Annotated in this window: 25 protein-coding genes, 1 tRNA gene and 1 pseudogene; 20 read left to right on the plus strand and 7 right to left on the minus strand. The window is 55.8% G+C overall.

What is annotated here, in order from left to right; genetic code table 11:
• Positions 1-58 precede the first annotated feature (58 nt).
• From RTX96_RS12085 to RTX96_RS12125, 9 genes are all read left to right on the plus strand, one after another.
• Positions 59-1168: an AI-2E family transporter gene (locus tag RTX96_RS12085; protein ID WP_103821461.1), complete on the plus strand. Its 1110-nt coding sequence runs from the start codon at positions 59-61 to the stop codon at positions 1166-1168.
• A 123-nt stretch (positions 1169-1291) separates the two neighbouring features.
• On the plus strand, positions 1292-1522 hold the full coding sequence (locus tag RTX96_RS12090; protein WP_312671101.1) for a hypothetical protein: 231 nt from the start codon (positions 1292-1294) through the stop codon (positions 1520-1522).
• A 261-nt stretch (positions 1523-1783) separates the two neighbouring features.
• On the plus strand, positions 1784-2347 hold the full coding sequence (yehD, locus tag RTX96_RS12095; RefSeq protein WP_312671103.1) for a fimbrial protein YehD: 564 nt from the start codon (positions 1784-1786) through the stop codon (positions 2345-2347).
• Between the two features lie 49 nt (positions 2348-2396).
• Positions 2397-3074: a fimbria/pilus periplasmic chaperone gene (locus RTX96_RS12100; protein ID WP_312671105.1), complete on the plus strand. Its 678-nt coding sequence runs from the start codon at positions 2397-2399 to the stop codon at positions 3072-3074.
• Between the two features lie 17 nt (positions 3075-3091).
• Positions 3092-5578, plus strand: coding sequence for a fimbrial biogenesis outer membrane usher protein (locus RTX96_RS12105; protein WP_312671107.1), 2487 nt, complete (start codon positions 3092-3094; stop codon positions 5576-5578).
• Positions 5579-5589: 11 nt separating this feature from the next.
• Complete coding sequence (locus tag RTX96_RS12110) at positions 5590-6603, plus strand: hypothetical protein (protein WP_312671109.1); 1014 nt, start codon at positions 5590-5592, stop codon at positions 6601-6603.
• A 69-nt stretch (positions 6604-6672) separates the two neighbouring features.
• Complete coding sequence (locus RTX96_RS12115; RefSeq protein WP_312671111.1) at positions 6673-7713, plus strand: NAD(P)H-quinone oxidoreductase; 1041 nt, start codon at positions 6673-6675, stop codon at positions 7711-7713.
• 31 nt (positions 7714-7744) lie between these two features.
• A complete protein-coding gene (locus tag RTX96_RS12120) occupies positions 7745-8653 on the plus strand; it encodes a LysR family transcriptional regulator (RefSeq protein WP_103821468.1) in 909 nt (302 codons plus the stop codon).
• Between the two features lie 97 nt (positions 8654-8750).
• Entirely contained in the window at positions 8751-10112 is a 1362-nt protein-coding gene (locus tag RTX96_RS12125; RefSeq protein WP_312671113.1) for a DUF308 domain-containing protein, read from the plus strand.
• A 15-nt stretch (positions 10113-10127) separates the two neighbouring features.
• On the opposite strand, the gene RTX96_RS12130 is transcribed toward RTX96_RS12125, so the two are convergent.
• The gene (locus RTX96_RS12130) at positions 10128-11090 is read right to left on the minus strand and encodes a UV damage endonuclease UvsE (RefSeq protein ID WP_312671115.1); all 963 of its coding nucleotides are present in this window, start codon (positions 11088-11090) and stop codon (positions 10128-10130) included.
• A 111-nt stretch (positions 11091-11201) separates the two neighbouring features.
• Between RTX96_RS12130 and RTX96_RS12135 the strand changes: the two genes are divergently transcribed.
• Entirely contained in the window at positions 11202-11540 is a 339-nt protein-coding gene (locus RTX96_RS12135) for a hypothetical protein (protein ID WP_312671117.1), read from the plus strand.
• Here RTX96_RS12135 and RTX96_RS12140 read toward each other — a convergent pair.
• Positions 11537-11950 carry a bleomycin resistance protein gene (locus RTX96_RS12140; protein ID WP_103821472.1) on the minus strand — a complete coding sequence of 138 codons (414 nt, stop codon included), beginning with the start codon at positions 11948-11950 and terminating at the stop codon, positions 11537-11539. The genes RTX96_RS12135 and RTX96_RS12140 overlap by 4 nt on opposite strands.
• Before the next feature lie 24 nt (positions 11951-11974).
• Here RTX96_RS12140 and RTX96_RS12145 point away from each other — a divergent pair.
• A pseudogene (locus RTX96_RS12145) lies at positions 11975-12091 on the plus strand (hypothetical protein); the annotation flags it as partial.
• A 15-nt stretch (positions 12092-12106) separates the two neighbouring features.
• On the opposite strand, the gene RTX96_RS12150 reads toward RTX96_RS12145, so the two are convergent.
• A tRNA-Arg gene (locus RTX96_RS12150) sits at positions 12107-12183 on the minus strand.
• 227 nt (positions 12184-12410) lie between these two features.
• Here RTX96_RS12150 and folD point away from each other — a divergent pair.
• The 4 genes from folD (at position 12411) to malI (ending at position 16307) form a co-directional block, all read left to right on the plus strand.
• On the plus strand, positions 12411-13277 hold the full coding sequence (gene folD, locus RTX96_RS12155; RefSeq protein ID WP_312671121.1) for a bifunctional methylenetetrahydrofolate dehydrogenase/methenyltetrahydrofolate cyclohydrolase FolD: 867 nt from the start codon (positions 12411-12413) through the stop codon (positions 13275-13277).
• Position 13278: 1 nt separating this feature from the next.
• On the plus strand, positions 13279-13491 hold the full coding sequence (gene ybcJ, locus RTX96_RS12160) for a ribosome-associated protein YbcJ (protein WP_103821474.1): 213 nt from the start codon (positions 13279-13281) through the stop codon (positions 13489-13491).
• Positions 13492-13701: 210 nt separating this feature from the next.
• Positions 13702-15201: a PTS transporter subunit EIIC gene (locus tag RTX96_RS12165; RefSeq protein WP_103821475.1), complete on the plus strand. Its 1500-nt coding sequence runs from the start codon at positions 13702-13704 to the stop codon at positions 15199-15201.
• Between the two features lie 89 nt (positions 15202-15290).
• The gene (malI, locus tag RTX96_RS12170; protein ID WP_103821476.1) at positions 15291-16307 is read left to right on the plus strand and encodes a Mal regulon transcriptional regulator MalI; all 1017 of its coding nucleotides are present in this window, start codon (positions 15291-15293) and stop codon (positions 16305-16307) included.
• A gap of 116 nt (positions 16308-16423) precedes the next feature.
• Here malI and cysS read toward each other — a convergent pair whose 3' ends face one another.
• Positions 16424-17809: a cysteine--tRNA ligase gene (cysS, locus tag RTX96_RS12175; protein ID WP_312671125.1), complete on the minus strand. Its 1386-nt coding sequence runs from the start codon at positions 17807-17809 to the stop codon at positions 16424-16426.
• 173 nt (positions 17810-17982) lie between these two features.
• On the opposite strand from cysS, the gene ppiB reads away from it, so the two are divergent.
• The 5 genes from ppiB to mnmH all read left to right on the plus strand — a co-directional run bounded on the left by ppiB (position 17983) and on the right by mnmH (position 22126).
• Positions 17983-18477, plus strand: coding sequence for a peptidylprolyl isomerase B (ppiB, locus tag RTX96_RS12180; protein ID WP_042391734.1), 495 nt, complete (start codon positions 17983-17985; stop codon positions 18475-18477).
• 2 nt (positions 18478-18479) lie between these two features.
• A complete protein-coding gene (gene lpxH / locus RTX96_RS12185; RefSeq protein WP_312671127.1) occupies positions 18480-19202 on the plus strand; it encodes a UDP-2,3-diacylglucosamine diphosphatase in 723 nt (240 codons plus the stop codon).
• Between the two features lie 118 nt (positions 19203-19320).
• Positions 19321-19830 (plus strand): 5-(carboxyamino)imidazole ribonucleotide mutase, encoded by a 510-nt coding sequence (gene purE, locus RTX96_RS12190; protein ID WP_312268782.1) that lies wholly within the window; start codon positions 19321-19323, stop codon positions 19828-19830.
• Entirely contained in the window at positions 19827-20894 is a 1068-nt protein-coding gene (gene purK, locus RTX96_RS12195; protein WP_312671129.1) for a 5-(carboxyamino)imidazole ribonucleotide synthase, read from the plus strand. The genes purE and purK overlap by 4 nt, the downstream gene beginning before the upstream one ends.
• A 158-nt stretch (positions 20895-21052) precedes the next feature.
• On the plus strand, positions 21053-22126 hold the full coding sequence (gene mnmH, locus RTX96_RS12200) for a tRNA 2-selenouridine(34) synthase MnmH (protein WP_312671131.1): 1074 nt from the start codon (positions 21053-21055) through the stop codon (positions 22124-22126).
• On the opposite strand, the gene RTX96_RS12205 is transcribed toward mnmH, so the two are convergent.
• From RTX96_RS12205 to RTX96_RS12215, 3 genes are read right to left on the minus strand one after another with little or no spacing between them, the layout of a single operon-like run.
• Positions 22127-22786, minus strand: coding sequence for a methionine ABC transporter permease (locus tag RTX96_RS12205; protein WP_103821482.1), 660 nt, complete (start codon positions 22784-22786; stop codon positions 22127-22129).
• Positions 22779-23795: a virulence-associated ABC transporter ATP-binding protein SfbB gene (gene sfbB / locus RTX96_RS12210; protein WP_312671134.1), complete on the minus strand. Its 1017-nt coding sequence runs from the start codon at positions 23793-23795 to the stop codon at positions 22779-22781. Before sfbB ends, RTX96_RS12205 begins: the two co-directional genes overlap by 8 nt.
• Entirely contained in the window at positions 23788-24609 is an 822-nt protein-coding gene (locus RTX96_RS12215) for a MetQ/NlpA family ABC transporter substrate-binding protein (protein WP_312671136.1), read from the minus strand. Before RTX96_RS12215 ends, sfbB begins: the two co-directional genes overlap by 8 nt.
• Positions 24610-24705 lie beyond the last annotated feature (96 nt).

Genomic DNA, 24705 nt, shown 5'->3' on the forward strand with positions numbered 1-24705 from the left:
TAATCTCCTCAGTACCTTCTATATTTCGAGAAGTGCATCACATACCGGAGAAGTAAATATGAGATTTAAGGGATTAACAAAAGGCTTTTTCATCCTGATATTGCTGGTCGTCACGCTGGCATTTTTCGACATCATGACGCCCTACTACTCGGCTATTTTATGGGCGGCGATTCTGGCGGTGATATTCCAGCCGCTCAAAAACCGACTGCGGGACAGGATCGCCGGGCGCAACGGGATTGCTTCCCTGCTAACGGTGTTGATTATCTGTCTTATCGTTTTTACTCCTCTGGCGATCATTCTCTCGTCGCTGGCGTTTGAGGCCAATACGGTTTACACCAAGCTGCAGGACAACAATACTCAGTTCCCGGTGGTGGTTGCCGATCTGGTGGCTCACCTGCCCAGCTGGGCACAGCAGTTTCTGGCCGATCACGATCTGAACAACGCTACGCAGATCCAGCAGCAGCTGTCGCAGGTGGCATTAAAGAGCGGGCAGTACCTTGCCGGCAGCGCGTTCCTTATCAGCAAGAGCACCTTCAGCTTTACCATTAACTTTGGCGTTATGCTCTACCTGCTCTTTTTCCTGTTGAAGGACGGGCCCTATATTGTTAACCAGGCACTGGAGTCATTGCCCCTCTCGCGCTATGTAAAGCATCACCTGTTTGCGAAATTCGCCGCCGTCTCCCGTGCGACCGTTAAGGGTACCGTCGTCATTGGCGTACTGCAGGGCATACTGGGCGGCATCGGCTTCTGGATTGTTGGTATCGATGGTAGCGTGCTGTGGGGGGCATTGATGGCTTTCCTGTCGCTGGTGCCTGCGGTGGGCTCAGCGATTATCTGGGTGCCTGCGGCCATCTTCCTTTTTGCTACCAGTCAGATCTGGCAGGGCTTTTTTATTGTCGGCTTCTTTGTGATTATCGTCGGGCTGGTGGATAACCTGCTGCGCCCGGTACTGGTCGGTAAGGACACCAAAATGCCCGATTACCTGGTGCTTATCTCTACCCTGGGCGGTCTGGAGATCTATGGCATTAACGGCTTTGTGATTGGGCCGCTGATCGCCGCGCTGTTCCTGGCCTGCTGGAACCTGCTCTCCGGGAAAGATCATCAGGGCAACGCCGACGAGCTAGACGATGAGTTTATCGAGGAGGGACGGTTACCGCCTGAATCTTAATCCTCTCTTACGGCCAGGCAGTGCCTGGCCGTGACAAATCTGATCACTTTTCAGCATACATTGACCCCGAATAAAAAACGCCCTATCTTAGGATCCCCTGCCTTTTGATGTGGTTCCACATTTATGAAAATAGCTCTTACTTTGGTCGCCTCGGCAATGCTGAGCAGTGCGGTTTATGCTCAGGCTTCAGATACCGCTACGCTCTCTATTTCGGGTATGGTTGTTCCCCCTGCGTTTACCGTTAACACGCTTAAAACTGACGGTCAGCCAGGCGTACAGCGCGGCGTCTCCACTCAGGTCGTCTCCCTGCCGGGTGATGAAAATCGAAAAGTGATCGTAAGCGCCTGGGATTGATTATTGACGTATAAAAAAAGATTCTCTACGGGTTGTGTCAGGACAGCCCGTTCTTTTACTCTCGGTTAATTACAGTTATTTATTATATGAATGAATAACTCATCAATAATATAATCACACCAAATATAATAAGTGACATAAATTGCTTTATGTCAAAAAATTGTATCCTTTAATTTGCCGCATTTCATATTGTGTGCAATTGTTTCCTTGTCAGAAATAACTCTCTCGTGGTTTAGGACTCAATACATTAAGGAAAATAAAATGAAAAAATCACTTATTACTGCCGCTGTATTAGCTGTCTCATTTGCTGCACCTGCTGCTTTTGCTGAAACTGTACCAGATAGTGACATGGGCACATTGATTATTAATGGATTTATAAAAGGCACAACCTGCCATTTTGCAAATGGCGCCCAGTCGGCAGAGATCCCTATGAATCAAATCGGTCTCGATGCTATGGATAATCTTAATGCAGGGGATGCCTATGTAGGCTATCAGAATAAAACCAGCACATCTTTTAAAGTGAAATGCGCAGCCGGAACTGAAGTACCTACTCTTAAATTCCTTCCCGATCAGTTTGCTGTCACCGGTGATAAGAGCGTGACTAAAACTGTGGGAGGAACCGGTCAAGCTACGGGCGTTGGCTATGCCATCTTTATCAACGGCACACGTATTAACAGCGACGGAACCACTCCCATTTCCTCCGTAAAAAATGACAATGGCGAATACACTTTTGATATTTTCGCTCAATACGCCCGTGCGCCCGGCAATAATGTAACCGCAGGTGCCGTAGATTCAACGGTTACCTTTACCGTTGTAACAGACTGATTACCATCCCCGGCAGCCTCTGCCGGGTTTTTCTTGCGGAGACAGGATTATGAAAAGGATTTTTGCCGCTCTGCTGGCCGTAGCAGCATTGCCAGCATGGGGCGGCGTTTATATCTACGGAACGCGGGTTATCTACCCGGCTGCACAGAAAGAGGTCACCGTTCAGCTCATGAATCAAGGCGATCGCAGCGCGCTGGTGCAGGCATGGATTGACGATGGCGATACGCAGACACCACCGGAGAAGCTGCAGGTCCCCTTTCTCCTGACGCCCCCCGTCGTTAAGGTCAACGGCAATGCCGGGCAACAGCTAAAGATTAAATTTCTGAAAGCAAATTTACCTCAGGATCGGGAATCACTCTACTATCTTAACGTACTGGATATCCCTCCCAACTCTGACAGCGGCTCTGAAAAAAATAAGCTAAAATTTGCTCTGCAAAACAGGATCAAGCTTATTTATCGCCCAACCAGCCTACCGGGCGTGAATAAAGAGACATTTTCTAAATTGCATATCACACGCTCTAACAATGGCCTGGCCGTTGAAAATACCTCTGCAAACTGGCTAACTATTACTGAAATTAAAAGCACGGTAAAAATTAATAACGTGACGCTGTTACTGGCACCGCATGCCAGGGTAAATCTACCTGGAGCACCAGCTGCTAATCAGTATACCGTCACGCTTATTGATGATTACGGAAATTACTTGCGAGAAAATATTAAAAGCAATTAATAGTCAGGGAAGCCGCCATGTATAAATTTAACCTCATTACGATGGGGATTATCTCCTCTTTGCTTTTGCATATTGCTTCTGCCCGAGCTGAAACATTCGACACCCATTTTTTGCATGGGGGAATAAAAGGATCAAAAACATCCGATCTGGCGCTTGAAGGCGATAAACCCCTTCCCGGGGCATACGATCTGGATATCTATCTCAATGATGAATGGCGCGGGCGTTACAGTCTGGTTGTGGCTGATGATCCTGATAAAACCTGCTTACCTCTCTCTCAGCTACAGCAGATAGGTATTAAAACCGAGGCGTTTAAAAACCTGAAGCCGGAAGAGTGCATTGTACTCAGTGACGCTGTACAGGGTGGCAGCGTTAATTATGACCTCAGCCAGCTTGCGCTCAAACTCACCGTTCCTCAGGCCTGGGTTAACGCCCACGAGCGTGGCTACATGCCGCCGGAAACCTGGGATCGTGGGATTAATGCCTTCTACACATCCTACTATGCCAGCCAGTACTACAGCGACTACAAACAGAACGGCACGAGTAAGAGCAGCTATATCAATTTTAACAGCGGCCTGAATTTATTGGGTTTCCAGCTGCACTCCAGCACCAACTACACCAAAACCGACGATAGCCAGGGTAAGTGGAAGAGCAATACGCTCTATCTGGAGCGTGGCATTCCTGAAATTCTGAGCACCGTCCGCGCCGGGGATATGTATACCGACGGCGAACTGTTTGACGCAGTGCGCTTTAACGGCGTCCGGCTGTGGCGTGATATGCAGATGCTGCCTGATTCTAAGCAGAACTTCACGCCAGTGGTACGCGGGATTGCCCAGAGCAATGCGTTAGTTACCGTGGAACAGAACGGCTTTGTGGTCTATCAGAGCGAAGTTCCTCCCGGCCCGTTTGCTATTGATGACTTACAGCTGGCGGGCGGCGGAGCCGACCTGGACGTTACGGTGAAAGAGGCGGATGGTACGACGACGCACTACCTGGTGCCCTTCTCCAGCGTGCCGAAAATGCTGCAGCCAGGCGTGGTAAAATATGACGTTTCTGCTGGACGTAGCCATATTGAGGGAGCCAGTAACCAGTCAGATTTTATGCAGGGAAGCTGGCAGTACGGCGTCAATAACCTGATAACGCTCTACACCGGTACGATGCTGGCGGATGACTATAATGCTTTCCTGGTAGGTAGCGGCTGGAATACTCGCATAGGGGCTATCTCGCTGGACGTCACTCGCTCCCACAGCAGCCAGGACGATGGCAAGACCTATGATGGCCAGAGTTATCAGGTTGCATGGAGTAAATATCTGTCGCCTACCGGCACCCAGCTATCAATGGCCGCATGGCGCTACTCTTCGAAAGATTACCGCACCTTTAATGATCACGTCTGGGCCAACAATAAAAATAGCTACCATCGTGACGATGACGATGTGTATGACATTGCCGACTACTACCAAAACGACTTTGGCCGTAAAAACAGCTTCTCGCTGGCCGTTAACCAGGCGCTGCCCACGGGCTGGGGTTCGCTCTCCGGCAGCGCCCTATGGCGCGACTACTGGCAGCGGGGCGGAACCCGCAACGATGTCCAGCTAAGCTATTCGAACAGCTGGTCACGCGTTACTTATACCCTCTCCGTCAGCCAGTCCTACGATGAGGATGACCGGGAAGATAAACGGTTTAATATCTACTTCTCGATTCCTTTCTCGTGGGGTGATGATATCGCCACGCCACGGCGCGACCTGTACGTCTCTAACAGCACTACCTTTGATGATGACGGCTACCAGTCGAATAACACCAATATTAACGGTATTGCAGGCGACAGGGATCAATTTAATTATGGCGTGAACCTGAGCCACCAGCGGCAGGATCACGAAACCGCCGCAGGTGCGAACCTCGCCTGGCACGCCCCCTTCGCTACCCTTGACGGTAGCTATAGCCAGTCTAATCACTATAACCAGGCCAGCGGTAGCATTCAGGGCGGCGTGGTGGCCTGGAGCGGTGGCGTTAATTTAACTCATTCCCTCACCGAGACCTTTGCCATTATTGATGCGCCGGGGCTGGAAGGCGCTGCAATACAGGGCAACAAATTCAATACCACCAGTAAGCAAGGTAAAGCGATCTATAGCAGCTTAACCCCCTACCGTGAAAATACCCTGTTGCTGGATACCTCCAATACCGAAAGTGACGTCGCGTTAAACGGCAATCGCAAAGGTATTGTGCCCTATCGTGGCGCGGTCGTGCTGGCTAAGTTTGATACGGACAGTCGTAAGCCGCACCTTTTCACAGCCAGACGCCCGGACGGTTCTCCGCTGACCTTTGGCTATGAAGTAGAAGACGATGCGGGCCAGAATGTAGGCGTAGTCGCCCAGGGCAGCCAGCTATTTATTCGTACTGATAGCGTGCCGCAGTCTGTGCATGTCGCTACGGATAAACAGCAGAGTCTCTTCTGTACCATCACATTCGGTAAAACAATCGACGAAAGCAAAGTTTATACTTGCCGCTAAAAGGAATGACTATGCGTATTTTACTGGCACTTATTACGGTGTTTGCTGTTTTTCAGGCTCAGGCTTACTGCTATATAGAGGGAACTGAGAAGCAGCCGAGTGTTACTTCAGAAACCATCACTCTTGATCTGGACGCAGGCTCAGCCACAAAAGAAAACATTATAAATCTGTCTAGCAGCAGTCCTGATTTTAAATGCTTAGGCGGCGGCTGGACACCTAATATATTCAACCTCTCCACGGCACATAATACAGATTACTACTATAAGATCGGTAATTCAACGCATAATATTGCAATTAAAATATCATTGAAAGCGGGGGCAACCACTAAGTCGGGCGCATTTAATGGATCGACGTTTTCACACGTTACCCATAAAGCGATAGAGCTGAACACATTTAAATATGTATTAACGTATAGTGTACTAACTAACTATACTGGAAATGTTACAGGTACAATCGAGACTAACACAGCATTTGATTTAATAAACTATATGATTATAAAGCCACAATCCTGTGACACAATCTCCTGTCTTGCAGGGCATGACAATAATACACATGAGTACCGCAACCGAATTAAAGTGCTCGCTAAATTCACGCCCACCACCTGTACTTTTAAAAACCAGGAGATCGCTGCGCCGAGTATTAGCTACCAGGACATTGCCAATAATGCTTTCGCTGCACCGACAACAAAACAGCCGGAGTTGCAATGCAGCAGTACTACTGGCGTTGCGACCAGTAATATTCATTACCATTTTGAACCCATCAGCACGCTCAGCGGCAACGTTTTACAGAATGAGCTGGGAACAGAGTCGGGAAGCGCTGGGGAAGTTGGATTTGAGTTAAAAAATAATGGTCAGGATATCACTTTTCAGCCTACGCAAAAATTTACGCTCGCCAGTCGAGGCGGTGAACTGTTGAATGGCCGTACTTATCCACTTAATCTACAGCTCCGCTATGCCCGCTATGGTAATAAAGTGTTTACTGGCAAGGTCCAAAGCAAGGTTAAAGTCGTTGTGGATTATGATTAAGAGCAAGCGATAACAAACTCACCTGTGGTTCCTGAACCATAATAGGGTAAAAGACCACAGGAGAAAGAGATGTCTGAACAAACGCATACTACGCCCGACACCATGACCGCGATTGACATTACCCAGCCCGGCGGGCCGGAGGTTCTGCAGGCGACAACGCGCCCGGTGCCTTCTCCGCAGGCGAACGAAGTGCTGATCCGCATCGTTGCCGCAGGGGTTAACGGTCCGGACGTGTTGCAGCGTAAGGGGCAGTATGCGCCGCCGCCAGGGGCGTCTGATATCCCAGGCCTGGAGGTATCAGGTGTCGTGGTTGCCGTTGGCGCTGAGGTGCAAAGTTTCGCGCCGGGAGACCGGGTTGCCGCCCTGATTACCGGCGGCGGCTACGCTGAGTACTGCACTGCCCATGAGAGCAATACCCTGCCCCTGCCGCCCGGACTGAACTTTGTCGAAGCGGCGGCGCTGCCGGAAACCTTTATGACGGTCTGGCTTAACATGTTCCAGCGCGGCCAGTTTAAAGCCGGTGATATTATCCTGATCCACGGCGGCGCGTCCGGCATTGGTACCACGGCCACCATGCTGGCGAAAGCCTTTGGCGCAGCGAAGGTCATCACTACCGTGGGTTCCGATGAACACCGTCAGGCCAGCCTGAAGCTCGGCGCGGACGTTGCCGTGCTCTATAAAGAAGAGGACTTTGTCGAGGTGACCAAAAAGGTGACCGACGGGCATGGGGCAGACATTATCCTTGATATCATCGCGGGTGATTATGTTGCGCGAAACTATGAGGCAGCGGCAATGCACGGGCGTATCGTGCAGATTAGCGTGCTCGCCGGCCCAGCTAAAGAGCTCAACCTGTTCCCGATGCTCACCAAGCAGCTGATGCATATCGGCTCTACCCTGCGCTCGCGCTCGCCCGCCGCTAAAGCTGAAATCATTGAAGAGCTTAACGACCACGTCTGGCCGCTGATTGAGGCCGGGAAGCTTAAACCGCAAATCTACAAAACGTTCCCGCTCGCGGAGGCGGCCGATGCTCACCGGTTACTGGATGAGGGGACGCATATCGGCAAGGTTGTCTTAATTGCGGATGAGGATGAAGCAACGGACCGTATATAATCAGCCGTAATATGACAAACGGGGATTATAAATGGATCAGCTGGTAGCGATACGGGCTTTTGCCCGGGTAGTAGAGGCAGGTAACTTCACCCGGGCGGCAGACTCGCTGGAGATGCCCAATGCTACGGTCAGCAAGCTGATTCAGGAGCTGGAGGCGCACCTTGGCGTGCGCCTTTTGCAGCGCACTACCCGGCGCGTGACGGTCACCCCCGAAGGGCGCGACTACTATGAAAAGAGCGCCCGCATCCTGCGCGACCTGGAAGATATTGATACCTCCTTTAGCGCAGCCCGCAGCAAGCCGCGCGGGCTGCTGCGCATCGATATCGGCGGATCTACCGCCCGCGACGTGCTCATCCCTATCCTTCCCGAGTTTATGACGCGCTATCCGGATATCCGCATCGATCTGGGGGTGTCCGACCGCGCCGTCGATCTGATCAGCGATAACGTCGACTGCGTGATCCGCGGCGGCCCGCTGGAGAGCTCGTCCCTTATTGCCCGCCATATTGGCTCGGCAACGCTGATTACCTGTGCGACGCCGGAGTACCTTAAAGCCTTCGGCACGCCCGCCTACCCGGAGGAGCTAAAAAACGGCCACCGGCTGGTAAGCTATCTCTCCCCACAAAACGGCAGAGCCTTCCCTTTTCGCTTCGAGCATAACGGCGAGAAAACGGACATTAAGGTCGATCATCGTATCGGCGTTAATGAGAGTAATGCCCATCTGGCGGCAGGCCTGGCGGGACTGGGCGTTATTCAGACCTTTAGCTATTCGACGGCTGAAGCGCTGCGCAACGGCACGCTGGTGGAGATCCTCAAAGCGTGGCGGCCTGCGCCCTATCCTTTTCATGTAGTCTATCCGCAGAGCCGTCACGTCACGCACCGGCTACGCGTGTTTATCGACTGGCTGCTGGAGCGCTTTCCGCAGCGAGTGGCGGGAGCGTGATGTACCCTCCAGCGATGATTGTAAAATAGACGATTCATTGCGCACGCTGCCAGCGGCCAGGTTATAAATAGGGAGAGTCTATTGCGGATACGCGCCTATGATGCGGCTAACCCTGATCCTGCTTGGCATTGATTTTCTGCGATCGCACTGGCGCGGGCTGCGCCGTTTCGGCTGGGTAACGCTTACCGCAGGCGTAGTGCTGTTTATCGACGCGCTGGACGGCGCGCTATTCTTCCCCATTGAGCTTTTTGCCTCGCTGCTGCTGTTTGAAGGCGGCGCGACGCTGATGGTGGCCCACAGCGGCATGGGCGGCCAGCGTATTCTGCGCTACGTCAAGGGCGCAGCCTTCTCTCTTGCTGCGGTACTGATCCTCGCCGGGAACCACGATGGTAACTTTCTGCTGTCGATCATCTTCGGCCTGCTCTTCCTGTTTGATGGCGCGCTGCAGATCGCCTCTGCGGTTGTCGTCCGCTATCAACGCTGGCGGCCTGCGCTGTGGGGCGGGATCGTCGAGATCGTGCTGGCCCTGTTTTTCTTTCAGCCCTGGCCCTCTGACTATGCCGGCACCGTTCCCTACTGCCTGGGCCTGGTGCTCGCCTTTGCCGGCTGGAACCTGTTTATCCTCGCGAATCGCGTCAAACGGGCCGCGGCTAACCCTGGCCTGAAGGGTGAAGAGTTTATGGCGGAGACGGATACGCCTCCTCCCGCCGTGGTGGAGTGGGAAGGGCCGCCGGACGACGATGAAAAAGCCCTGACCGTTCATGTCTGGACCCCGGTGGGCTCCGCCGCAAGCGAGGCCGTTCCGCGCCCGGTTATCAGCCGCTATATCGCCGCCGTCGATCGCAACGGCGTCATCTCCACCGGCCATGCCGCGCTGGAGTCCCCCGGCGGCATCTATATCAGCCTCTACCCCGCCGTACAGATCGACCGCTCACCAGATGCGTTTGCCCGTACGCTACGTGCTACACCGGAAAACGACGTGCCGGGAGAGTTTCAGCCGGACTATGCCACGGAGTCGGTACAGTGGTGCCCATCGACACGCAAGGTGCGCATCCGTAACTACAGCGAGGCGCGGCTGGCAGCGTTTTGGGAGCGCTATCGTCAGGATGAGTCGTACAATCTGACGCATCGGAACTGCTCCAGCACCGTGGCTCGGGCGCTAGAAGCCGCGCTGGAGGGATCGGTCGGACGGCTGTGGCAGGCGCGCGGGTTCTGGATGGCGATGGGTAAGCTGATGTCCACGCCGGAGCTGTGGGTGGCCCTCCAGCTGCGCAAACGCGCAGAGACGATGGCCTGGACGCCGGGACTGGTGCTCGACTATGCCCGCGCCCTGAGTATGCTCGCCGACCCACGTCCGACGGGCTGGTTTAACACCGTTGGCCGTGCACTGAAAAGAATGTTCCATCGTCGGGTAGCCTGGGAGAAAGGCGAAAGCGGCGAAGGGATGGAGGGGGAGTAATCGCCCCGCATAACACTACTCCGCCCTGGACTGCGCATACTTATAGAGCCGGTCGCGGGCGAGGTTTTTCATCTTCACCTCGCACATGATGTCAAAATCCGCAAACGAGAGCGCCCAATCGTTGAGCGTCGGGTTGAAGAAGAAGTCCGAGTGCGCCCTGAGTTTGGTTTTCGGCACGCCAAGGCTGCTCTGATCCGGGAAGCCCTGCTCGGGGATAATCCCCTCCTGCGAAATGGAGTAGTGCATCACTGGCCTGACGTCCCGCCAGGAGGCCTTAACCTGCGCGATACGCGGATCGTTGGGCTGGATAAACGCCCCCTCCTTCACCCAGTGATGGTGAATATCCACCACGATTGGGCAGAGCGCTTGCGCCTGGAGGACATCATCCAGCGAGCAGGAGATCTCGTCGTTCTCGACGGTTAGCATCCGCCTGGCCTCCGGGCTGAGCCTGCCAAACGCGCTTTTAAACCCGGCAAATCCGGCTTTGCCATTCATATGGATGTTGATTTTGAAGTCCTGGAAGGTTTTGCCATAGCCCATCAGCGTCGCGCAGAGAGCATGGTACTCCACATCCTCCAGGGCGCGCTCCACTACCAGCACATTGTCTGAGGCGAGCACCGAGTACTGCCCAGGGTGAAACGAGAGGCGGATATCGTTGGCCCGGGCGAAATCACCGCATTTGGTGAACAGCGGATAGAGCTCCGGCAAGAACTCCTTATACAGCGCCGTGGCCTCGGGCACGGTATAGAGCGGCAGCAGATCGCTGCCGATGCGCATCATCCGCAGCGCGGGCGGCAACTGGGCCAGCTCCTGAAAAAGCAGATAGAGGTTGGTCAGGTTGGTCGCTGACAGCGTGTAGATCAGCTTTGATCGCTCTTCGCTCTCCAGACTCAAAAATCGCGTACGGGTAGTGGCTTTAAAGGGGAAACGCTGCTTTAAATCCGGGTCCAGAAACTTACAAGCGAAGCCTAATTTCATGTGTCCTCCACAAGATAACCTTATGCGAGTGTAGCAGGCATTACCGTAGTCCTTCTGTTTAAGCAAAGGCGCTATACTATCGGCACATTTTTTAAGGCTGTCGTTACTGATATGAAAAGAGTTAAACCCCGCACTGTTATTCTGCTTATTGCCCTTGTTGCACTGCTGGCCTGGTGGCTGGTTCCGCACTATAGCGATGAGGATAAGGCCTGGTACGCCTCGGTACTGTGCACCGTAAAAAGCAGCTCTCCTGCGGCTGGACTGACCGAAATGGAGCAGATGATCGAAGGCGGCAATTCGGATTATGCGTTGAAGAAAACACACTTCTCTCCGTCGCTAGGCAAGAAGATGCTTCACGCCTGGGAGCAGCTTAGCGATACAGAGAAGCAGCAGGCGATGGAAACGCCGAAAGGGTGCGCCGGGCCGCTGCTGGCGAAGATGGGTGACTAGTCGATGTACTGGCTGAAACGGAGAAGATAGCCGTCAGGATCCTGCACCAGAAACTCCCGCTGACACGCCTCTGTGTCGCCTGTGCTGTAAGCGTTATCGCGAAGGGTACGATATAGCGCGATGCCATTGGCCTGCAGGCGGGCGACAATCGGCGCGACATCATCTACTTCAATTTGAAAATTTACGCCCCGTCCCAGCGGCCGGACAAGTTTAGCCGTATTCCAACCGCTATCGTGGTACTGCTCAAGCATCAGCTGCGCCTCGCCTATACAAACGTAGGCAAACTCCGGATCGTGACGTCTGATCATGACAGAAAATCCAAGGATCTCGACGTAAAAGTGCAGCGAGGCGGGGAAATCCGTTACGGTCAGTTCGGGAACCATGCGGTTCCAGTAGGTTTGGTCAGACATTGTCACTCCCTGGAAAACAAGTAAGCCTATCTTGCGTCCAATCATCTGAGCGAGCATGCCCGGAAAATTGACGTGATTTTTGGTAACAATGACACAAATACGACACAGGGAGAAGATCAGGCAGGCTTGAAGCTTCAGTAACTCATTGAATACTAATGGCACGCCCTACAGGATTCGAACCTGTGACCTACGGCTTAGAAGGCCGTTGCTCTATCCAGCTGAGCTAAGGGCGCATTGCGCGAGATGCTCCACCTAAACGGTGGAAACGCCTGGGATTATACGGTCAACGCCCGGTGAGTCAATGGCTTTGCGGTCAGATGCTGTTGAAATGAGCATCGAGCCGCACTTTAGGCCCCTCTCACGCATGAATAATGCAAACGTTAACTGACAGCACGGCGCGCTTCTGACACACTATACACCATCCCCTCTACTTCAATTTACAGATGGAATCTTCTCTCTGATGGTAGCAAAGATTATTGATGGTAAAACGATTGCGCAGCAGGTGCGCTCTGAGGTTGCGGAAAAAGTGAAAGCCCGCGTTGCGGCAGGATTACGCGCCCCCGGGCTGGCCGTTGTGCTGGTCGGCAGCAACCCTGCATCGCAGATTTACGTTGGCAGCAAACGCAAAGCGTGTGAAGAGGTGGGCTTTATCTCCCGCTCGTACGATCTGCCGGAAACCACCAGCGAAGCTGAACTGCTGACCCTGATCGACACACTCAACGCCGACCGTGAGATTGACGGCATTCTGGTACAGCTGCCGCTGCCGGCAGGTATCGATAACGTGAAGGTGCTGGAACGTATCGCGCCGGACAAAGACGTCGATGGCTTCCACCCCTACAACGTGGGCCGCCTGTGCCAGCGCGCGCCGCGCCTGCGCCCCTGCACCCCGCGCGGGATCGTTACCCTGCTGGATCGCTACAACATCGACACCTACGGGCTGAATGCCGTAGTGATCGGCGCATCTAACATCGTGGGCCGCCCGATGAGCATGGAGCTGCTGCTGGCCGGCTGCACCACCACCGTCACCCATCGCTTTACCAAAAACCTGCGCCAGCACGTAGAGAACGCCGATCTGCTGATCGTCGCCGTGGGCAAGCCGGGCTTTATTCCTGGAGAGTGGATCAAAGAGGGGGCGATCGTTATTGACGTCGGCATCAACCGCCTCGAAAGCGGCAAAGTGGTCGGTGACGTGGTGTACGAAGACGCCGCCTCACGTGCCGCCTATATCACCCCCGTTCCGGGCGGCGTAGGCCCGATGACCGTCGCAACGCTGATTCAGAATACGTTGCAGGCGTGCGAAGAGTATCACGACGTAGAGGAAGCATAAGATGGCAACGTTCTCATTAGGTAAACATCCGCACGTTGAGCTGTGCGATCTGCTGAAGCTGGAAGGCTGGAGCGAAAGCGGCGCGCAGGCGAAAAATTTCATTGCCGATGGCCTGGTCAGCGTCGATGGCGTAGTGGAAACCCGCAAACGCTGTAAAATCGTGGCAGGACAAACGGTCACCTTTGATGGTCAAAGTATCACTGTAACTGATTAATCCCGCCTAAATGGCCCTTAATTCATAAGGGCCATTGCTCGATCCACGTCAAAGAATAACAAATTCGTCTGGCTTCCCAGCAGATTTCTGTTGCGGCCCGCAATGGCTTAAATCACGATAAGTAAAACGTTCTACTAAAACGTTCTACTTAACGAAGTCATTACAATAATAACGCCATCACCAGGGTTTCTATAATCGGGGGAAAACCGCATGAGTCTGCTGTCGGGGTTCGTAAAATCGCTATCGAAGTTATCTATGATTGGCCGTGCGTTGATGCTGCCAATCTCACTGTTGCCTGCCGCCGGCCTGCTGCTGGCGTTTGGTGATAAGTTTCACCTGCCGCTGATGATGAACGCCGGTGGGGTTATCTTTGATAACCTGCCGCTGCTGTTTGCCATCGGCTCTGCGGTGGGGCTGGCCTCGGAATCCGGCATCGCCGCGCTCTCGGCGGCGGTCTCGGTATTTATTACCAATATGACCATCGGCACGGTGCTGTCGATTACCCCAGAGATGGCCTCCCAGGGCGGTAAATACGCTATGGTGGTCGGCATCCCGACGCTGCAGATGGGCGTCTTTGGCGGCCTAATCTGTGGCATCCTGGCCGCGTGGTGCTATAACCGCTTCCATACCATGCAGCTGCCGGAGTTCCTCGGCTTCTTCTCCGGCAAACGCTTTGTCGCCATCGCTACCGCATTTCTGTCGTTCCTGCTCGGCCTGCTGCTGCCCTACGTCTGGCAGCATATCCAGGCGGGTATCGATGCGCTCTCGGTGGTGGTGAACGGTGATAACCAGGCCGCGTCGACCTTTATCTTTGGGCTGGTAGAACGTGCGCTGATCCCGCTCGGCCTGCACCATATCTGGTATCCGTCGTTCTGGTACTCGTTTGGCGACTACACCACTCAGGCGGGCCAGGTTATTCACGGCGACCAGACTATCTGGTTCAAAATGCTGGAAGATGGCGTCAAGTCGTTCAGCAGCGACACCTACCAGAATGCCGGTAAGTTCATGCAGGGCGAGTTCCCACTGATGCTGTTTGCGCTGCCTGCCGCCTGTCTGGCGATGTATCATGAAGCGCATACCCGTAATAAAAAGATCGCCTCCGGTATTCTCTTCTCCGCCGCGCTGACCTGCTTCCTGACCGGGATCACCGAGCCGGTTGAGTTTACCTTTATCTTCGTTGCGCCGGTGCTCTACGTCTTCAACGCCATCATGGCCGGGCTGTCGTATATGTGCATGTACCTGCTCCATGCGCACATCGCGAAATCCTTCTCAGCGGGCCTGATCGACTACATCTCGTTCGGTATTCTGCCGTCGTTTAACGGCTACCAGACCAACTTCCTGAACGCGATTATCGTCGGCATCCCGATGGGTCTGATCTACTACTTCACCTTCCGCTTTGTGATCCGCCGCTTCGACGTTAAGACGCCGGGCCGCACCGAAGTGACCGCTAACGTTAACGATAAAACCGATGACGAGCTGGCGACCGAAATCGTTGCCCTGCTGGGCGGTGCAAACAATATCAGCTCGGTAGGCTCATGCATCACCCGCCTGCGTCTTGAGGTGGCGAAGAGCGAGCTGGTGGACAAAGACGGCCTGAACGGTGTCGGCGCGCGTGGCGTGGTGTTCGTTGGCGATAACGGCATCCAGGTGATTTTCGGCGCACGCGCGCAGTTTATTGCCCAGACCATGTCGGGCATGATCGGCAAGTAACCTGAGGCTGTTAAGGTGATTAGGTCTCCTGTATCGTACAGGAGACTTTTCATCGTTGACTGCATAGCCGTTAAGTTCAGGGAGTGGATTTGAAGAAGGTCAGCATTATTGATGTCGCGAAGCTGGCGGGGGTCTCTGTCTCGACCGTTTCGCTGGTGCTTCGCCAGAAAGGGAAAATATCAACCGCCACGATTGAAAAGGTGCAGCAGGCGATCGACACGCTCGGCTACGTTCACAACGTGGCGGCAGCGAACCTCCGCGCCAACACTTCTAACCTGATTGGCCTGATCCTGCGCGACTTTAGCGACAGTTTTTCTGTGAAGGTGATGGCCAGCACCGTGCTGGAGCTGGAGAAGCAGGGCTACATGGTTTTTCTCAGCCAGCCTCTGAACGATAGCGACAGCCTTGAGCGCTGCCTGCTCTCGTTTAAACAGCAGGGCGTAGCAGGCGTGATCTATCTTGCCTCCGATGCCACCACCTCGCGTCTGCCGAAGCTTATCCGCACCTGTCCCCTGCCGCTGGTTGTGGTATCGCAATCGCTGCTGGAGGAGGAGTGCAACCTGGTGATGCGCGATAACCGCCAGGCCGCCAGCCTTGCCACCCGCTACCTGATCGAGCGCGGCCACCGCAGCATCGCCTACATCGGCGGTACGGAGAGTAGCCTGATCCGCCAGCAGCGGCTGGCCGGGTTTCGCAGCGCGCTGACCCAGTACGGACTGGTGACCCGGGAGGAGTCTACCCCGGCCTGCATGGAGGGGACCCACGCGGCGAGCCACGCGACCCGGCAGCTGCTGGAGAAGAACAACACCATCACCGCCCTGCTCTGCCACTCGCCTGATGCAATGATCGGCTCGCTCTCCGGCATTCATCAGGTAGGTCGTACGGTAGGAAAAGATGTGTTCCTGACACAGCAGGTGGCGCTGGTCGGTTTCGAGGATATGCTGCACGTGAACTTAACGTCGCCCTCGTTTACCTACGTATCGTCGGCAAGCGAAGAGACTGGACGCCAGGCAGCGTCGCTGATGATCCGCAAAATCAAAGAGCCGGATCTGCTGACCCAGCGCATCACCCTTTCCGGACAGCTGGTGACGCGCGAGTCAGCTTAAGATAGAGGGATTGCAGACCCTGTAGGCCCGGTAAGCGCAGCGCCACCGGGCATTGATCTGTTGGCTCTGTCATGCCGGGTGGCGCTTCGCTTACCCGGCCTACAAAACCCGTCGTCTTACTTACGACGCCAGGTGGTCCCCTGCGGGCCATCTTCCAGCACGATCCCCATCTCGTTCAGACGGTCACGCGCCGCATCCGCCGCAGCCCAATCTTTCGCTTTACGCGCATCCAGACGCTGCTGGATCAGGGCTTCAATCTCCGCTACTTCACCGTCATCCGCCTGAGCTCCGCTCTGCAGGAAGGCTTCCGGATCCTGCTCCAGCAGACCAAGCACGGCAGCCAGCTTGCGCAGATGAGATGCCAGCGCGTTCGCCGCCTGCATGTCTTCGCTCTTCAGACGGTTAACGTCGCGGGCCATATCAAACAGCACCGAGTAGGCTTCCGGGGTGTTGAAGTCGTCGTCCATCGCCTCGATAAAGCGCGTTTCGAAGGCCTCGCCGCCCGCTGCCGCAACAGATGTGTCGGTGCCGCGTAATGCGGTGTAGAGACGCTCCAGCGCCGAGCGCGCCTGCTTGAGGTTCTCTTCGCTATAGTTAAGCTGGCTGCGGTAGTGACCGGACATCAGGAAGTAACGGATGGTCTCCGCATCGTAATACTTCAGCACGTCGCGCACGGTAAAGAAGTTGCCCAGCGATTTCGACATCTTCTCGCGGTCAACCATCACCATGCCGGAGTGCATCCAGTAGTTCACGTACTCGCCGTCATGGGCGCAGGTAGACTGGGCGATTTCGTTTTCATGGTGCGGGAACATCAGGTCCGATCCGCCGCCGTGAATGTCGAAATGGTGGCCCAGCTGCTTGCAGTTCATCGCCGAGCACTCAATGTGCCAGCCCGGACGCCCTTCGCCCCACGGTGACGGCCAGCTCGGCTCGCCCGGCTTGGACATCTTCCACAGCACAAAATCCATCGGGTTGCGTTTGATCTCAGCGACTTCGACGCGCGCCCCGGCCTGCAGCTGCTCCAGATCCTGGCGCGACAGCTTGCCGTAGTTGGGATCGGTCGGCACGGAGAACATCACGTCACCGTTGTCAGCTACGTAGGCATGACCGCGCGCGATCAGGCGCTCGGTGATCTCGATGATTTCGTGAATATGGTGGGTGGCGCGCGGCTCGCTGTCCGGACGCAGGATGTTCAGGGCGTCAAAGTCAGCGTGCATCTCGCCAATCATGCGATCTACCAGCGCGACAAAACTCTCGCCGTTTTCATTAGCACGTTTGATGATCTTGTCGTCGATATCGGTGATGTTACGCACGTACTTCAGATCATAGCCGAGGAAACGCAGGTAGCGCGACACCACGTCAAAAGAGACGAAGGTGCGGCCGTGGCCGATATGGCAGAGATCGTAAACGGTGATACCACACACGTACATGCCCACTTTCCCGGCATGAATAGGTTTGAATTCCTCTTTTTGGCGCGTCAGCGTATTAAAAATTTTTAGCATCAAAGATTCCGTTAAGACGTGTGTGGAGAATGAACTCAGTATGATACCCATAATTGATAACCGAAGCAGCACCCTTTGCAAGGTGATCGAACCTTGCGGTTATGCTATAACAGGCGACTATACGTGACCCACAGCTGGGTCGATGCTCTACACTACCGGAACAGGATGCAAAAATGGTTACTTTCCACACTAATCACGGCGATATCGTAATCAAAACTTTCGATGACAAAGCGCCTGAAACTGTTAAGAACTTCCTGGACTACTGCCGCGAAGGTTTCTACAACAACACCATTTTCCACCGTGTTATCAATGGCTTTATGATCCAGGGCGGCGGTTTTGAGCCGGGCATGAATCAGAAAGCGACCAAAGACGCGATCAAAAACGAAGCGAACAACGGCCTGAAAAACACCCGTGGCACGCTGGCGATGGCCCGTACTCAGGCCCCGCACTCTGCAACCGCCCAGTTCTTTATTAACGTAGCAGACAACGACTTCCTGAACTTCAGCGGTGAAAACATGCAGGGCTGGGGCTACTGCGTATTCGCCGAAGTGGTTGAAGGCATGGACGTAGTCGACAAAATCAAAGCGGTCTCTACCGGTCGCAGCGGCATGCACCAGGACGTTCCTAAAGAAGACGTGATCATCGAAAACGTAACCGTCAGCGAGTAATCGTGGCGACGCTTTTCATCGCAGATCTGCATCTCTCTACAGAAGAACCGGCGATCACCGCCGGTTTTCTGCGTTTTCTGGCCGGTACGGCGCGTGACGCCGACGCCCTCTATATTCTTGGCGATCTCTTTGAAGCCTGGATTGGCGACGACGATCCCAATCCCCTGCATCAGCAGATCGCGGCCGCCCTGAAGGCGCTGAGCGACAGCGGCGTGCCCTGCTACTTTATCCACGGCAATCGTGACTTCCTGCTGGGCCAGCGCTTCGCTCGTGAGAGCGGCATGACGCTGCTGCCGGAAGAGGTAGTGCTCGACCTCTACGGTCGCCGGGTGCTGATTATGCATGGCGATACCCTCTGCACCGACGACGCGGGCTATCAGGCATTTCGCGCTAAGGTTCACCAGCCCTGGCTGCAAAAACTGTTTCTTGCCCTACCGCTGTTTATTCGTCATAGGGTGGCGGCGAAGATGCGCGCCGACAGCAAAGCGGCCAACAGCAGTAAGTCTCTCACCATTATGGATGTGAACCCGCAGGCTGTAAGCCATGCGCTGGAACGCCATAAGGTACAGTGGCTTATCCACGGCCATACCCACCGCCCGGCCGTGCACGAGATGACCGCCAACGGCGAACCGGCGTTTCGCTGCGTGCTGGGCGCCTGGCATAGCGAAGGTTCAATGGTAAAAGTCACCTCACAGCAGGTCGAACTTATCGCTTTTCCGTTTTAATAACTTAACAATTTGCCCGCAAGGTTAGCCGCGCAACCGTTTTCCTTGCGGGATTTCCATGCTATTCTCTGTGCCCTGTTACGCGTTATGCCGCACACCCACAGGAGTTTTTAGACGCATGTCTTCGAGCAATAATCCGGTACGTATCGCCATCGTGATGGGGTCCAAAAGCGACTGGGCAACCATGCAGTTCGCCGCTGAAGTCCTCGATATCCTGAACGTTCCCCACCATGTTGAAGTCGTTTCTGCCCACCGCACGCCGGATAAACTGTTTAGCTTCGCCGAAGGCGCAGAGCAGAATGGCTATCAGGTGATTATTGCGGGTGCAGGCGGCGCGGCGCATCTGCCGGGCATGATCGCCGCCAAAACGCTGGTGCCGGTGCTGGGCGTGCCGGTACAGAGCGCAGCGCTGAGCGGCGTTGACAGCCTCTACTCCATCGTTCAGATGCCGCGCGGTATTCCAGTGGGCACGCTGGCGATTGGTAAAGCCGGCGCCGCCAACGCGGCGTTACTGGCAGCGCAGATCCTTGCCACCCACGACCGTGACCTGCATCAGCGTCTGGTGGAGTGGCGCAATGCCCAGACCGACGAGGTGCTGGATAACCCGGACCCGCGAGGTGCGGCATGAAGCAGGTATGCGTCCTCGGCAACGGCCAGCTGGGCCGGATGCTGCGCCAGGCCGGTGAGCCGCTGGGTATCGCCGTCTGGCCGGTGGGGCTGGATGCCGAGCCGGAAGCTGTGCCTTTTGCGCAGAGCGTGATCACCGCCGAGATCGAGCGCTGGCCGGAAACGGCGTTGACCCGCGAGCTGGCACGCCATCCGGCGTTTGTTAACCGCGACGTTTTTCCCATTATTGCCGACCGTCTGACCCAGAAGCAGCTCTTTGACCGTCTCTCTCTGGCGACTGCGCCGTGGCAGCTGCTGTCGAGCGCCGAAGAGTGGCCCGAGGTGTTTAATGCCCTTGGCGAGCTGGCGATCGTTAAGCGCCGGGTGGGTGGCTACGACGGCCGCGGCCAGTGGCGTCTGCGCGCCAGTGAGATCGATACGCTGCCTGAAGAGTGTTACGGGGAGTGTATCGTCGAGCAGGGCATTAACTTCTCCGGTGAAGTGTCGCTGGTGGGCGCGCGCGGGCATGACGGCAGCACCGTGTTCTATCCCCTGACCCATAACCTGCATCAGGACGGCATTCTGCGCACCAGCGTGGCTTTTCCGCTGGCTGACGCTGAGCAGCAGGCGCAGGCCGAAGCGATGCTGGGGGCAATCATGAGCGAGCTGGGCTACGTCGGCGTGATGGCGATGGAGTGTTTTGTAACCCCTGGCGGGCTGCTGATTAACGAGCTGGCTCCACGGGTGCACAACAGCGGCCACTGGACGCAAAACGGCGCGTCGATCAGCCAGTTTGAGCTGCACCTGCGCGCCATCACCGGCCTGCCACTGCCGAATCCGGTGGTCAACGCCCCGTCGGTGATGATCAACCTGATCGGCAGCGACCTGAACTACGACTGGCTGAAGCTGCCGCTGGTGCATCTGCACTGGTACGATAAAGAGGTGCGCGCCGGCCGCAAGGTGGGACATCTAAACCTCAACGACAGCGATACCGACCGCCTGAGCGCAACCCTGGAAGCGATCGTGCCGCTATTACCACCTGAGTATGCCAGCGGTATCGCATGGGCGTGCGCTAAGCTCGGTTAAGCGTTTCCGCCTTGTTTGTCATGTAAACCGGGTATGCGCAAGTGCAACCCGGTAGTCCCTCTCCCCCTATCATTTTTTTGCCCCATCGCACCAATGGACGCGTAAAATAGCGCGATCTAATGTACAACGTCGCCCTTTGATATGCAGAAGGAAGTCCTATGAGCGAAGGCATGGATTATTACGCGATCCTCACCGCTGATACCCCCCTGCTGGATGTACGCGCCCCGGTTGAATTTGCCCAGGGTGCAATGCCGTCGGCAATCAATCTCCCGTTGATGAACGACGAAGAGCGTGCGGCGGTCGGCACCTGTTATAAACGCCAGGGCCCTGAGGCCGCGTTAACGCTTGGACATCAGCTGGTGTCAGGCATCACGCGCGAACAACGCATTCAATCATGGCGTAATGCCTGCCTGCGCCATCCCGACGGCTATCTGTGTTGCGCCCGTGGTGGCCAGCGCTCGCATATCACACAACAGTGGCTGCATGAGGCAGGCATTGACTATCCGTTAATTCACGGCGGCTATAAGGCCCTGCGTCAGGCGGCAATAATAGCGACGGAGCAGCGCGTCCAGCGTCCGCTGATCCTGATCGGCGGCTGCACCGGCAGCGGTAAAACCGATCTGGTGCGCCAGCATCCTGACGGCATCGATCTGGAAGATCTGGCTCGCCACCGTGGATCGTCATTTGGCCGCACGCTGCAGGCACAGCGTTCGCAGGCAAGCTTTGAAAATGCGCTGGCGGTAGAACTGCTTAAGCGCGACGCGGCGCGCCTGGTGCTGGAAGATGAAGGCCGGACGATCGGCGGCAACCATCTGCCGGGATGCCTGTACGATCGCATGGTAGCGTCGCCTATCGCGGTGGTGGACGATCCTTTTGACCTGCGCGTGGCGCGTCTGCATAACGACTATTTTGTGCGTATGCAGCGCGAGTTTATTGCGGCACACGGCGAGGAGGCAGGCTGGCTGGCCTATGCGGAGTATCTGCATCACGGGCTGTTCGCCATCCGCCGTCGTCTGGGATTGCAGCGCTTTGCCGAACTCAGGGCGCACCTTGATACCGCTCTGGCGATCCAGCAGCAGCGCGGCGACACCCGCGGCCACAATGGCTGGCTGGTGCCGTTGCTAAAGGAGTATTACGATCCGATGTACCGCTATCAGTTAGAGAAGAAAGCCGCGAAGATTGTCTTTCGCGGCTCGTGGCAGGAGGTCAACGACTGGCTGCAAAACGGGTAGTCAGCGGTGGCCTCGCTTGTCGGCCCGTGCGGCCAGCCAGTCCCCCAGCATCTGCACGACCTGTACCAGAATAATCAGCGCCACCACGGTGACCACCATGACCTGCGTCTCATAGCGGTAGTAGCCGTAGCGGATCGCCAGATCCCCCACCCCGCCGCCGCCGACGATCCCTGCCATCGCCGAGTAGCCGATCAGGCTGACCAGGGTGATAGTCAGACCGCGCAGCAGACCCGCGCTGGCCTCCGGCAGCAGCACGGTGCAGATGATACGCAGCGGACTGGCACCAAAAGCTTCAGCGGCCTCGATGATCCCCTTATCCACCTCGCGCAACGCGCTGTCTACCAGCCGGGCATAGAAGGCGATGGCGGCAACCGAGAGCGGCACCGAGGCCGCAATCGGCCCGATGGTGTTGCCGAGCAGGAACTGGGTGAGCGGCAGAAGCAGCACCAGCAGGATCACAAAAGGTACGGAGCGGATAATGTTCACCAGCACGGAGCTGATGAGATACACCGCACGGTTCTGCCAGAAGAGATGCCGGTCGGTCACAAAAATCAAAAAGCCGAGCGGCAGGCCGCCAACGATAGCCAGCACCGTAGAGATGCTCAGCATCTGGAAGGTTTCGCCAAAGGCCAGGCTCAGATCGGCCAGTAAATCATCCACGAAGCACCTCCACCTGGGCTGTACGTTGACGGATATGGTCGACGGCGGCCTCGACCGCGGCCGGATTATCGGCGGCGGTTAAGCGCACCACCAGGATCCCCAGCGCCCGCTCGCCGAGATACTCAATTTTGCCGTGCAGAATATTGACCGCCACGCCAAACATCACCGCCACCTCAGAGAGCACCGGCTGCTCGGCTGAATCACCGATAAACAGAATTTTCACCAGCTGCCCCGGCAGATCCTGCTGCAGCCGTTCTGGCAGAGTGAGATTCAAGGTGTGCGAAACCAGCTGCTGGGTAAACGGATGCTGCGGGTGGGCGAAGATATCAAACACCTCGCCCAGCTCAACCACCTTACCCGCGGACATGACCGCCACCCGGTCGCAGATCGATTTGATCACGTTCATCTCATGGGTGATCAGCACGATGGTGATCCCCAGACGGACGTTGATCTCTTTCAGCAGAGCGAGGATCGTCGCGGAGGTCTCCAGATCCAGCGCCGAGGTTGGCTCGTCGCAGAGCAGCACGTCAGGATGATTGGCAATCGCACGCGCGATCCCCACCCGCTGCTTCTGCCCGCCGCTCAGCTGCGCCGGAAAGCGGCCTGCTTTATCGGCGAGGCCCACCAGATCCAGGATCTCTTTAACCCGAGGGGCAATCTCACCGCTGGCCCAGCCCGCTGCCTTCAGGCTGAACGCGACGTTCTGCGCCACGGTGCGGGTATGCATCAGGTTAAAGTGCTGGAAGATCATGCCGATGCGCTGGCGTGCCTTGCGTAGGGTGACGCCCTCCAGCGTGGAGATCGCCACGCCGTTGATCTTAACCTCACCCTGGCTCGGACGCTGGAGGGCGTTGAGGGTGCGCAGTAGCGTACTTTTCCCCGCGCCGCTGGTGCCGACGATGCCAAAAATCTCGCCTGCCGTAATGTGCAGGCTGACATCGTCCACCGCCCGGGTCGTAGGCCCCTTGCCTGCGGGAAAATCGACGCAGACGTTATTTAGCTCAATCATGCATCCACTCTGGTTTCTGGAACGCGTTGAAGATGTTCTTTGGATCGTCAATCACCGCCCGGTAGGCCGGGGACTGTACTGCGGCCACGATATCTTTGGCGAACGGTTTGTCAGCATCTTCGGTACGTACCGCGATGACGTTTTTCAGGTTCTCGTCCAGCTGCTCCTGCTTAAGCGCGGAGGAGAGCTTCAGGCCAGCGGCAATGGCAAAATTCCCGTTCACCAGCGCGGCGCTGGCGCTATCCAGCGTACGCGGCAGCTGCGCCGCTTCCAGGGGTTTGAACACCAGACCTTTCGGGTTGCTGGCGATGTCACGCTCAGAGGCCTTAGTCGGATCGATATTCTCTTTAATGGTGATCAGCTGCATCGCCTGGAGAAAACGCAGGCCGCGCGCCAGGTTCGTGGGATCGTTGGACAGGGTAACGATATCGCCCTTCTTCAGCTGATCGACGCTGGTGACCTTATGGGAGTAGAGACCCATGCCCGCCGTCGGGACGACAATAAGCTTAGTCAGCTTCAGCCCCTTATCGGCGGCGAACTTTTCCAGGTAGAGCGAGTGCTGGAACAGGTTAGCATCGATGCTGCCGTTAGAGAGCGCCATATTCGGCTGCACGTAGTCGCTAAACTCGCGCACTACAACCTTATAGCCCTTCTCTTTCAGCGAAGGGGCAATGGCCTGTTTTACCATATCGCCGTAGGGGCCCGGCGCAACGCCGAAGGTGATGGTTTGCGGATCGCTGGCGTGGGCAAACGGCAGGCCCCAGGCCAGAAGCAGTGCAGCAACGCTGGCACGAAAGCTGAGACGACGTCCCATAGATTCTCCCAAAGTGTATTGTGTTTGCTGTATGACGCGCCGGACTAAGCAGCGCGCTTTTTTGACAATTTATGCATAACGCAGAGCGTTAAGATG

This window comes from Pseudescherichia sp. (assembly GCF_032052675.1).
Classification (GTDB): domain Bacteria; phylum Pseudomonadota; class Gammaproteobacteria; order Enterobacterales; family Enterobacteriaceae; genus Pseudescherichia.